Consider the following 9,746-nt stretch of genomic DNA (forward strand, 5'->3'; position numbering starts at 1 on the left):
GGCTCTCCTCAAATCACCTGTCCGGCAAGCCGCGCGCCCAGCGGCGGTCGCCACCAGTCGCGGCTCTCGTCATCATCGTCAGGAGCGTCGAGTGCCCCCGGCCGGGCACTTCGCACTGGCTCATAGCCGAACTCCTCAGCCTCTTGGTTGGACGCATAGAAGGCCAGAGCCCCGGCGACGGCGCTGTCACCGTGTCGATCGAGCCCATCACTGCCCTTGAACCGGAAGTCCTTCGGCACCCGGATGATCCCGTCGACGAACTGCAGCGCCTGGTGGTCGCGCAAGACATCCTCGTGCTGCGGGTATTCGATCGAGCGATCGACAAAGGCTTCGATGTAAGGGGGCATCTCGGTTTCGTACCAGGCGCGGCTGAAGGCGATCTCCTCGATCTTCGAGCCGTAGCGCATGGCCAACTCTTCGGCGAGGTAGGCGCCGTTGCCCGTCTTGTCGACCGCCCCCTTGCGGAACTTGGGCAGGGCATCCCCGATCGCGAAGGCGATCTGCTTTTGCTGGGCGAAGGGCACATTGCGCAGCTCGACGATCATCTTGCAGCGCCGCCGCAGGTCCTCCCCGATCTCCAGAACGACGATGTCCGTGGCGTCACCATTCCGGGCAAAGTCTTCGCCGAGGACGTGCTGGCGGTTCGGTTCGAGCGTCTTGAACACTGGCTTCAAGTGCTCTTCGATCCAGTCTTTCACTTCGTTCTCGCGGGTCTCGGCCGGGGCGTCCTTGAAGGCATCGGGCTTGACCATCCGGATGAACGGTATCCCGTCGACGAGGCAGGCCTCGATCTGGACGCGGGTCAGCGCGGACCCGGCCATTTCGGACGGCACCGCGTCGAGCTCCTGTTCCATGGCAGCCGTGCGTGCGCCGTAGGAGCCGCGCAGCTTGGCCTCCCAGGCGTCCTGCGCCTCCTGCGTCCACGGCACACCCCTCATCAGGCAAACGCGATGGAACAAACCGTTCTCGACAGCATCGTGAAACGTGTAGCGGTGGACGGCGTAGGCGTTCTTGCCTGCCCGCGCTTCCCGGACCAGTTCGTTGAACGGGTTCAGGTGGCCATTGTGGGTCGAGATGATCCGCACCCGGCCGCCCCAGATCAGCATGGCGTTGACTGCGTCGATCACTTCGCGCACGTCCTTGTGGAACGCCGCCTCGTCGATGCAGACGGTACCCTGAAGGCCGCGAATGTTCGCTGGGTTTGAACTCAACGCCTCGACACGGAAACCGCTGGCGAAGCGGACGCGGTAGGCGCTGATGAACTTGGTCGAGCCGTCCGGTTGCTCGTCCGGGAACATGAACTCCTCGATCTTGCCGGTCTCGCCTGCGATGACCTTGGCGAAATGGGCAACGTACCCGATCGCCTCGCGCCCCTTGTCCTTGGTATCGCCGATGTAGAAGCAGTTCTGCCCACCCGCGTCGCGACTGGCGGCGGCGATCAGGGTCTGCCCCAGCATCTCCGCGAAGGTGATCCCGGTCCGGCGACCCTTCTCACATATCTTCAGTTCGCTCTCGTCTTCCAGCCAGGTCTTCTGATGCTCCATCAGAATGCCGTCTTCGAGCGGGTTCAGGTCATCGGGCAGCTCACCGCCGCGGGGCAGGTCATCGGGAAGTTGGTTCGGGTCACGGGAAAGGACGGGAGAGGTCACAGGCCAGCCTCCCGGCGCAGCTGTTCCAGGCAAAGACGGGCGCGACAGAATTGCGGGAAGCCCTGATAGTGCCGGGCACCTTCCTGTGTTTCCCAGTTGAGCAAGCGGCGATGCAATCCGCCCCAGCTCCGTCCATCGACGTGCTCACCCGCCAGCAGGGCGCGGATCTGATCTCGCGCATCCCGGCAGGTCCGCGCGATGTGCTTGTCACGCTTCTCCCAGTAGTCCGCATGCGCGGCCATGTCGTTGGCAATTTGGGCGGGGCTGGCGGTCAATGTTCAAACTCCTGGTCCGCAAAGAGACCGTCATCGACATCACGCCAATAGCTGCCGCACTGGAAGCAGTACGGCTCCCACTCGGGGTCCGCCGACGCGGAACACGAACGGCAAATGTCGCCGTCTCTTTCTTCCTTTTCGGCGATGGCTGATCGCAAATCGACCCGGGGCATCAGCACTCCTCCCAATAGCCACCGCGCAGCCAGCCGTGCCAGCCCGGGCAAATCGTGGTCTTCGGGATGTTGACCGAAGGGTCCAGCGTCGGCGCCATGATCGACCCGTTCCAGTTCCATGTCGGCGTGCTGAGGACGGGTTTGAAGCCGATCCCCACCGTGATGCGCTGGACGAGGCCGCAGCCACAGGGGCACAGGAACCACATGGCCGACACCCGGCCCTGTCCTGGATCGGTGAAGAACACGGACCCGGGCAGGTTCGCCTCGCGCTGTGCCTTGCGGCTGTCGAAGGCTATGGCGCGGACGAGATCGCCCATGGGTCATCCTCCAATGTGATCAGGAACGGCTCACCCCGCCACCAGGAGAGTTCGGCGACGTCGCCCTTGTGCGTGCGGAACAGCTCCCGCTCCCCGAACAGCCAGGCGAGCGCGGCCTTCCACTTCGGACCCTTGCGCCAGTTGTGATCTCCGACGAGCAGGACGGCGTTTTCGAGGTCGGGCGGGCGGCGGTTGGCGATCATGACCGCAGCCCCAGCACGCCCTTGCGGAGCCGATCAAGCATGGCATTGTCGAGACCGGCCTGCTTGGCTGTAACCTCCAGAGCCTCTGCCATCTCGGCCTCGGCCTGCTCCCGGGTTTCGCGCACGATCCGCGCACGTTCGTCCGCCAGCAGCTTCTCTCGCATACCGGCGGAACTCATCAGGTCCTTGAGCATGCGGCCGAGGCTCATCAGGTCCTTCGGATCGAGGTGACCATCTTTTGCCCGCACCGCGTTGATCATCTGGATCGCGCTTGTGGCGATCATCTGCATCAGTACCTTGTGCAGCTCGCCTTCCTGCTCGATGTCCATGTCCGAGAGCAGCGTCTCGGCGATTGCAAACGCCTCACGCTGATCTTTCAGCGCCTTGGAGAAGTCACCGACGGCAGTCTTGCCGACACGAACTTCGAGCCCCTCCTCCTGCAGGCGGAAGTTCAGGGCCTCGGTCACCGCCAGGATGTCCGCAAAGCCGCGGTCGCGCAGCTCCTCCGCCAGCCACCGGCGCAATTCCTCCGGGATCAGGTCCAGCTTTTTGGGAGAGGGCATGGATCAGCTCCTCGGCCGAGGACGCTGGATCCCGGGATGCTTGGCGATGCCTTGGGCGATTTCGACGCCGCGCGTGGTGCCGGTGACAACGATGAAGCCGCCCGGCAACTCTTCCAGCTCGACCATGCCCTGCTCCCGCAGCCAGTGGACCTCGGTCACCACCTGGTCGCGGGTGTAGCTGATCCCGAACTGGGGCAGCAGGTCGGTCATGATCGACACGTTCGAGGTATAGCGCGGGGCATCCTCCAGCATCCGCAGGATGCTGAGCCGGGCGTGCTCTTGCAGTTCTTTCGCGTAGCTCATTGCTCAGCCTTTCGCCTTCAGGAGGTAATCTTCGATCCGGGTCAGCGCCGCCCCGATCGAGGCCATCCGCTCCTGGTTGGCCTCCATGATCGAGCCGAAGTGCTGCACGGATTTGTCCAGGGCGTGGAAGTCGTCTTTCGTCGGCATCTGGCGCACCTGGTTCTCCAGGTCCTTGATCCGGCCTTCGTGTTGGTCCATGCGGTCGGACCCAGCTTTGAGACGCTCGTCCATCTTCGACTGCCGGGTGCGAAAGAACGCAATGATGATGGCTGCGATCGCGAGGAAGAATGAGCCGCCATCCAGCAGGATCTTGATCAGTTCGTAGTAATTCACAGCGGGTCACCCTTCGGCGGCAGCACTTCGGCGAGTTCCTCGTATGCTTGGCCGCTGGCCACCAGGCAGGTCACGCCCTGGGGGGTAGTCACGGTGATCGTCCAGCTCCCGGTCGCCAAGGAAGCAAAGACTTCCATCATGTTGTTGTTCGATCCGAGCCCCATGGACTGACGCGTCTCGCCGTATTTCTCGGCTAGGCGGGAAATCACCATGTCCCGCGGGGCGCCCTGGGCGCCCTGGGCGGCGGCAGGCAGCGGCAGCACGGCGAGCAGGATGCAAAGCGCCAGCCAGAGCAACAGCCCGAAAGTGGCTAGAGCGGTGAGGAATTGTCTCGTCCAGGACATCAGGGTGCTCCTTTGGTCAGCGGGTTGCGAGGAAGGCATCGAGCGCGGCATTGGCATCCGGATCGCCGTCGTCCATTGGCTCGGGGTCGGGGATGGTCTCGGGTGTCTCGGCGATCTCCCGAAGCTCGGCACGACGGGCGATCACCGCCTGCGTCGTCGCGACCTGCCCGATCACCTCACGCTGGAAGTCGATGTCCTTGACCTGATTGCGTCCACCGAAGAAGAAGGTGACGATCGTCAGGATCACGCCCCAAACCACGTTCGGAATGATGGCCCAGGCGGCGAAGACTTCCGACATGAAGGCCGGGTTGACCGGCGTCCAGGCCAGAACCCAGATCGCCCAGAGCGCCATGATCGGGCGCGGCAGCCGGTTCAGGCCGTCCACCAGACTGTCCCACCAAGTGCGATTGGCCCGCGCCGCGAACTCGGCCGCGAACTGCTCCAACGCCGCGCTGTCGAGGCTGTTGCCTCTGGCATCCGCCGCCTCGGCGTTGACCTTGAACACCTCGGCGACCTCGCGCACGACATTGCGATTGCCGCCGAACAGGCTGGCGAGGATCGCTGTCAGCCCCATGCCGCCACCCGCGCCTGAAACTCGGCGTCCGTCATGTGGTAGCGCGGATCGATGAACTCCTCGGCCCGCTTGATCCAGCCACCTTTGCCGCCTGCACGGGTTCGGGCGTACTTGCGGGACGCTGGGCGCTTGTCAGCGAGCGAGAGGTAATAGCTGCGACGGGCGATGCCGTAGATGTCCCGGATCGAGATCCCAGCCTGGCTCGCCTCCCGCTCGCCCGCATGAGCAATCCGAATGGTCTGTGGCCCGATCGCGCCGTCGACGGCGATGTCGTAGCCCATCTTGCGCAGCACCCGCTGCAGGATCCGGACGGCATTGGACCCCGCGTTGACGTACATGTCGAAGACTGTGTCCTGCAGGACCTCCGGAAGCGAAGCGATGCCGGGCCGCGTGAAATAATGCTGCAGGTAGATGTCGACCGCTTGCTTGCGGGTCAGCAGCTTGACGTCACCTTCCGTCACCTTGCCGTCACGGTTCAAGTCGAGGCCGAGCTGGCGCATTGTGTGGATCGTCACGCCATGGTTTGTCGCACCACCCGGATCGTCCGGGTCGTTCACATAGCCACCCTCGCGGGCGACGATCTCTTCGGCCATCTGGCGGACGGACTGGGGCATGGGAAAGGCTCCTTTGACGGGGCCTTGATGCCATCCCGAACGGGTCTTCTTACGGAGCGGAGGTTGTCAGAACGGCAGCTGCAGCTGACGGGTCTCGGTGGACCGTTGCAGATCGCCGTGAGTTGCCAGCGTCCGCTGGACGTTTCTGATCGAGGTCTTCAGGGACCGGCAGATTGCCGGGGCACTCTTGCCCTCTGCATGAAGGGCGCGGATCAGCCACGCCTTCGGCATCGGGATGGTGACCCGGTTTTGCGGCATTCTCGCGCCCAGCGCCCGCAGCCGATCAGCCCCGATCAGAGCCTCCGCCGCGCTCTTGCCCTTGGGGTCCTCCGGAAAGTACAGCGGCGCGCCCCCGAACTCGGTCAGGAAGCGCACCGCCAATGCCGGTCCAAGTTCCTCGACGTAGACATCGAGGTGGGCCGGGTGCCGGGGATATGCCACCCTGTCGGTCACGGCAGGTCAGCGTCCGGGGTAGCAGCGCGGGAAACCCCGCAAACCGTCCCGCCCGACACATGAAGCCGCAGCTCCTGGCTGGTCAGGGCCGTGGCGTCGCAACTCGGCCAGCCGACAGCGTCGGCACGCCAGGCAACCGTCCTGCGCAGGCTGGCGACGTCGATCCCGTATTCCAGTTCCAGGAACTGCAGCAGGGCAAAATCGCTGACGTGATGTCGAGGTGCCTTCACCGGGCGATCCTCCCCCAGTCGAAGCCCGGGACGTCGCGCTTGACCCAGTCTTTCAGCGCCTTCAGCACGGTGTTGATCTTGTCGTCGTCGCCGAGCTGGTCGACGTCCGTCGGCACGAAGCCCCAGGCATCGCCGAAGCGGCTACGGATGAAGGCATTGAGGCCGCGCCGGGAAGGGTCCTTCAGCTTGCCCGCGTCGCCGAGGGCCTTCCAGAAGACGTGGATCAGCCGGATGTCTCCTCGCTCCGCCCGCTTGTAACCGCCCCTTGAAGACGGCTTGAAGCCTCGCGCCTTCAGCGCATCGAGCACCTTGCGCCGTTCGGCGTCGGACATCTCAGACAGGCTTTCCTTGCCGACGAGCTCGAACTGCAGGGCCTTGCGGGTGTCCTGGTCAATCCCAAGCTGTTTACAGCCCACCTGGATGGTGCGGATCAGCGCGGCGGTCATCAGTCTTCCTCCGGTGCCGGAAGCATCAAAGGCTTCTGATGCTCGACGCCACGAGGCTGGGCCTTCTTGCGGGACGTCGGCGCAGGCCGCTCCTCGGCCTTCGCCTTGTCGATCTGCTCCATGTCGTAGGCCATGCTCATCGCGTCCGGGTATTCGACCTCGATCTTGAGGACGTGCCGCCCGGATCGCGATGTCGCGGAGTAAGTTTTCACCTTGGAGCCGGAGTTCAGCCAGATCATGACCTCACCCCATCCCCAGCGCGGCTTTGTACATCTCCATGACCGCCTCTTCCTCGGCAATGTCGTCGGCGGCGCGCTTGCGCAGGGCGATCACCTTGCGCAGGACCTTGGTGTCGTAGCCTCGGCCCTTGGCTTCGGCCATCAGCTCTTTCTGCTGCTCGCCGATGTCGTTCCGCTCTTCTTCGAGCCGCTCAAACCGCTCGACGAACTGGCGCAGTTCACCTGCTGCGATGCCATAGCTTTCGGTGTCGTCGTTCATCTTCGCCCCCTCACGCCTTCGCCAAATCGATCGTGACCGTCGTCCACGGCGCGTCGAAGCTGTCGCGGGTCTGAAAGCGGTAGTACGTCTTCGAGCCAACCACTCGGATCGCGTCCCGGATCGCGTCCATGGCGCGGTTCCAGCGCGGCTCCTCGACATCCAGCCGGAGCATCGTGAACAGCAGTGCCCGGTTCACCTGGCCCTCCTTGTCGGTGTTGAACGTCTCCCTGATCAGCGCCCGGACTTCCGGGCGACTGTCTTCGGACCACTCGTTCAGGCACTCGTCCAGCAGATGCTTGGCCGTCTGCAGCTCCGGGCCGAAATCAAGCAGGTCGTTGACCCGGACCTCGATCTTCATCAGCCCGTCATGGGTCTGGTAGGTCCGGTTGCCCTTCTTGCCGCCCTTGGTGACCCCGTACTCCTGCGCCAAAAGGGCATCAAAGCCGCCGAGGTCCTCGAAGGTGTGCCCCTTGAACCGGGACACTTGGGCGCTGAGCGGAACGGCAAAGCCCATGACCTTGCGCACCAACTGGTCTTCAAGCAGGTGCTGTGCCTTGATCAGCTTGACCGGGATGTACCCGCCGCGGCCATCGCCGAGGCATTCGTCGCCGTTGATCATCACACGGCCATCGGGGGTCGGTTTCGACAGTTCGTTCATGTCTGCTCTCCTTGGGTCTAAATGAGCGGGTCAAGGTAGCGGGCCAGCGCCCCTTGCAGTTGGGTGGTCTCTTCATTCGGCTGATCGTCGAGATCGAGAAGCAGCCGGAGGGCGTCGGCCAAAGCGTGTGCGGTCTCTCCGGAGCCCACGTTGGACGCCGGATGGATCGTCCCATTGGCGAAGTCTGCGTTCATGTCGCGGCACGCTTCGACCATATCGCCGGTGGCAGCAGCGGCAGCGGAGGCCGCGGCGAGAAGGGTCCTGAGTTGATCGCTCACCCCCGCCCCCTCTCGTCCAGGGCTGCGAGGCACAGGTGCCCGGCTCCGAGGCAGTCAATCAACGCCGCCATCGCTTCGATCTCGTCGAAGGTGACCAGCGTGGTGCCCCGGCGACCTTTCCGGTCGATCTTGCGCAGAGCCGATCCGGCAAGCGACAGCATGGCGCCCTCGGTCATCGGCTGCGGATTATGTGTCGGCATCTTCGGCCTCCTTCTTGTCGACGTTGCGCGGGCAGACCTTGCAGGCCCGGTACATCTGGATGGACAGGGTGTTCCGGTTCGAGAACGGCCTGGAGCGCCAGGCACGGCACTTCTGGGTACCGATCTCGCCGAGGTGCGGGCATGCCACCTTCTCGGACATCAGGGCACCGCGCACGACGTCCTCGACGGCCTCCATGTTCCCGGCATAGCTGTTGGTCAGAACGGTCGAGACGAGTGACGCGCTGCGCCCGATCTGTTTCGCAACCTTGTTCTGCGAGCTGGCGTCGCAGGCCTCGGCCAGCGCAATGATCCAGTCGGGCACATCCGCGCCCCATGCCTCTCGGGCAATGTCGACCTTGGTCATCCGCGCCGCCTTTCGGGCTGGAACTCGCCCGTGTTCGGATCGTCGATCCCGGTCAACTTGGTCCGCTTCGGAGCGACCGGTCCGGTATCCCGGATCAGCCGGTACCGGGCTTCACGCTGGCGCGGGATGGCTGTCTCGATCACGCGCAGGTATCCGGCCTGCAACAGATCGCGGCAGTACCGCCGCGCCTTCTCCATCGACACCTCGACCCCGCCCGCATTGGAGTGCGCCACCAGGTCAATCGGTGTGAAATTCGGCAACTTGCGCATTGATCGCCACATGTTGCCCTCTGCGGTCGCGCCTGCCCTCCGCTGAGGGGTAACCGGGATGGCGCTCTGCGCATTGGTGTAGAGCTTGCGGTGCCCTTCCTTGCGCACCTCCCGGACAAGACCGGCGTCATGCCAGCGCCGGATGAAGGTTTCGGCAGTGCTTGCGGCAACACCCTTGGCCGCGAGATCGGACCAGTGAAACTCCGCCAGACCCGAGACCTTGTCCCAAGCCGCTTTTTCCATCGCGCTCCGGAAGGTCATGCTGCCCCCCGCTTCGCCGGGCGCTGTGCGCTGACGATCCCGCCCGTGTGCAAAAGCACCTCGTCCAGGAACTCGACGGAGACCTGACGGAGACCGCGACGTCGGGCCGCTTCCCGGATCCGCGAGAAGCTGACCGAGAGCCGCCGGGCAGAACCGCGTGTCCGGTCCAAGAGCTCACTCAGGACGTCGTCGCCCAGCACGATCCCGGAGCAGTAAATCTCGCCCAGGTGGCCAGCATCCCCGAGATCGCAGGACACGGTTTCGGTGCTGACCAGGACCCGGTCGTAGATGTTCGGCCACTTCGTCAGGTTGGCCTCGAAGTCCGGCTCGCCGACGAAGACCATGGGCGTCTGGCAGCCCTGGTAGATGTCCCGGGCCATGTCCATCATGCCGGACTTCATCAGGTACTGGGCGTCGTCCAGGATCAGCGGGCGCCCGGTGCTCGCCAGCACCTGGGAGATTGCGTCCACCTTCTTGGGAAGCGTGCCGCGTACCCCGCGCAGGTCCAGCTCTTCGAGCAGCTTGTCCGCCAGGTGCTGGCGGGTCCAGATGCTCTGCACCTCGATAAGATAGGCGTCGAACTCGTTGGCCGCGAAGGTGGTCGCGCTGGTCTTGCCCGCGCCATGCTCCCCGAAGAAGACCCCGATCCCCGGCAGGGTCATGTCCCGGTGGACCAGCTGATCCACCACTTCCAACAGTGCCGCGACGTTGCGCAGCGGGGCGAGATTACCTGTTATCATG

The 9,746-nt window shown here is 64.3% G+C and carries 22 protein-coding genes; all 22 read right to left on the minus strand.

Features of this window, described 5'->3' with window-relative positions; all coding sequences use genetic code 11:
• Nucleotides 1–8 precede the first annotated feature (8 nt).
• On the minus strand, nucleotides 9–1,649 hold the full coding sequence (locus ACP159_RS08015; RefSeq protein ID WP_425099147.1) for a hypothetical protein: 1,641 nt from the start codon (nucleotides 1,647–1,649) through the stop codon (nucleotides 9–11).
• Complete coding sequence (locus tag ACP159_RS08020) at nucleotides 1,646–1,924, minus strand: hypothetical protein (RefSeq protein ID WP_425099148.1); 279 nt, start codon at nucleotides 1,922–1,924, stop codon at nucleotides 1,646–1,648. Before ACP159_RS08020 ends, ACP159_RS08015 begins: the two co-directional genes overlap by 4 nt.
• The gene (locus tag ACP159_RS08025) at nucleotides 1,921–2,097 is read right to left on the minus strand and encodes a hypothetical protein (protein ID WP_425099149.1); all 177 of its coding nucleotides are present in this window, start codon (nucleotides 2,095–2,097) and stop codon (nucleotides 1,921–1,923) included. Before ACP159_RS08025 ends, ACP159_RS08020 begins: the two co-directional genes overlap by 4 nt.
• Nucleotides 2,097–2,414, minus strand: coding sequence for a DUF6527 family protein (locus ACP159_RS08030; protein ID WP_425099150.1), 318 nt, complete (start codon nucleotides 2,412–2,414; stop codon nucleotides 2,097–2,099). The genes ACP159_RS08025 and ACP159_RS08030 overlap by 1 nt, the downstream gene beginning before the upstream one ends.
• A complete protein-coding gene (locus ACP159_RS08035; RefSeq protein ID WP_425099151.1) occupies nucleotides 2,390–2,617 on the minus strand; it encodes a hypothetical protein in 228 nt (75 codons plus the stop codon). The genes ACP159_RS08030 and ACP159_RS08035 overlap by 25 nt, the downstream gene beginning before the upstream one ends.
• A complete protein-coding gene (locus tag ACP159_RS08040; protein ID WP_425099152.1) occupies nucleotides 2,614–3,180 on the minus strand; it encodes a phage protein Gp27 family protein in 567 nt (188 codons plus the stop codon). The genes ACP159_RS08035 and ACP159_RS08040 overlap by 4 nt, the downstream gene beginning before the upstream one ends.
• 3 nt (nucleotides 3,181–3,183) lie before the next feature.
• Nucleotides 3,184–3,483: a hypothetical protein gene (locus tag ACP159_RS08045; RefSeq protein WP_425099153.1), complete on the minus strand. Its 300-nt coding sequence runs from the start codon at nucleotides 3,481–3,483 to the stop codon at nucleotides 3,184–3,186.
• 3 nt (nucleotides 3,484–3,486) lie between these two features.
• On the minus strand, nucleotides 3,487–3,816 hold the full coding sequence (locus ACP159_RS08050; RefSeq protein ID WP_425099154.1) for a DUF2730 family protein: 330 nt from the start codon (nucleotides 3,814–3,816) through the stop codon (nucleotides 3,487–3,489).
• Complete coding sequence (locus ACP159_RS08055; RefSeq protein ID WP_425099155.1) at nucleotides 3,813–4,160, minus strand: hypothetical protein; 348 nt, start codon at nucleotides 4,158–4,160, stop codon at nucleotides 3,813–3,815. Before ACP159_RS08055 ends, ACP159_RS08050 begins: the two co-directional genes overlap by 4 nt.
• Before the next feature lie 16 nt (nucleotides 4,161–4,176).
• Nucleotides 4,177–4,734: a 3TM-type holin gene (locus tag ACP159_RS08060; protein WP_425099156.1), complete on the minus strand. Its 558-nt coding sequence runs from the start codon at nucleotides 4,732–4,734 to the stop codon at nucleotides 4,177–4,179.
• Nucleotides 4,725–5,348 (minus strand): holin-associated N-acetylmuramidase, encoded by a 624-nt coding sequence (locus tag ACP159_RS08065; RefSeq protein ID WP_425099157.1) that lies wholly within the window; start codon nucleotides 5,346–5,348, stop codon nucleotides 4,725–4,727. The genes ACP159_RS08060 and ACP159_RS08065 overlap by 10 nt, the downstream gene beginning before the upstream one ends.
• 66 nt (nucleotides 5,349–5,414) lie before the next feature.
• Nucleotides 5,415–5,801 (minus strand): hypothetical protein, encoded by a 387-nt coding sequence (locus tag ACP159_RS08070; RefSeq protein ID WP_425099158.1) that lies wholly within the window; start codon nucleotides 5,799–5,801, stop codon nucleotides 5,415–5,417.
• Nucleotides 5,798–6,031: a hypothetical protein gene (locus ACP159_RS08075; protein ID WP_425099159.1), complete on the minus strand. Its 234-nt coding sequence runs from the start codon at nucleotides 6,029–6,031 to the stop codon at nucleotides 5,798–5,800. The genes ACP159_RS08070 and ACP159_RS08075 overlap by 4 nt, the downstream gene beginning before the upstream one ends.
• Complete coding sequence (locus ACP159_RS08080; protein WP_425099160.1) at nucleotides 6,028–6,477, minus strand: gp16 family protein; 450 nt, start codon at nucleotides 6,475–6,477, stop codon at nucleotides 6,028–6,030. Before ACP159_RS08080 ends, ACP159_RS08075 begins: the two co-directional genes overlap by 4 nt.
• Complete coding sequence (locus ACP159_RS08085) at nucleotides 6,477–6,716, minus strand: hypothetical protein (RefSeq protein WP_425099161.1); 240 nt, start codon at nucleotides 6,714–6,716, stop codon at nucleotides 6,477–6,479. The genes ACP159_RS08080 and ACP159_RS08085 overlap by 1 nt, the downstream gene beginning before the upstream one ends.
• 4 nt (nucleotides 6,717–6,720) lie before the next feature.
• Nucleotides 6,721–6,975: a DUF2312 domain-containing protein gene (locus ACP159_RS08090; RefSeq protein WP_425099162.1), complete on the minus strand. Its 255-nt coding sequence runs from the start codon at nucleotides 6,973–6,975 to the stop codon at nucleotides 6,721–6,723.
• A 10-nt stretch (nucleotides 6,976–6,985) separates the two neighbouring features.
• A complete protein-coding gene (locus tag ACP159_RS08095) occupies nucleotides 6,986–7,633 on the minus strand; it encodes a DUF3164 family protein (protein ID WP_425099163.1) in 648 nt (215 codons plus the stop codon).
• 17 nt (nucleotides 7,634–7,650) lie between these two features.
• Complete coding sequence (locus tag ACP159_RS08100) at nucleotides 7,651–7,911, minus strand: hypothetical protein (RefSeq protein WP_425099164.1); 261 nt, start codon at nucleotides 7,909–7,911, stop codon at nucleotides 7,651–7,653.
• Complete coding sequence (locus ACP159_RS08105; RefSeq protein WP_425099165.1) at nucleotides 7,908–8,111, minus strand: hypothetical protein; 204 nt, start codon at nucleotides 8,109–8,111, stop codon at nucleotides 7,908–7,910. The genes ACP159_RS08100 and ACP159_RS08105 overlap by 4 nt, the downstream gene beginning before the upstream one ends.
• On the minus strand, nucleotides 8,098–8,475 hold the full coding sequence (locus tag ACP159_RS08110; protein WP_425099166.1) for a hypothetical protein: 378 nt from the start codon (nucleotides 8,473–8,475) through the stop codon (nucleotides 8,098–8,100). The genes ACP159_RS08105 and ACP159_RS08110 overlap by 14 nt, the downstream gene beginning before the upstream one ends.
• Entirely contained in the window at nucleotides 8,472–9,005 is a 534-nt protein-coding gene (locus ACP159_RS08115) for a hypothetical protein (RefSeq protein ID WP_425099167.1), read from the minus strand. Before ACP159_RS08115 ends, ACP159_RS08110 begins: the two co-directional genes overlap by 4 nt.
• Entirely contained in the window at nucleotides 9,002–9,745 is a 744-nt protein-coding gene (locus ACP159_RS08120; RefSeq protein ID WP_425099168.1) for an AAA family ATPase, read from the minus strand. The genes ACP159_RS08115 and ACP159_RS08120 overlap by 4 nt, the downstream gene beginning before the upstream one ends.
• Nucleotide 9,746: the final 1 nt, after the last annotated feature.

It is taken from the genome of Tropicibacter sp. S64 (assembly GCF_049803835.1).
GTDB lineage: Bacteria > Pseudomonadota > Alphaproteobacteria > Rhodobacterales > Rhodobacteraceae > Pacificoceanicola.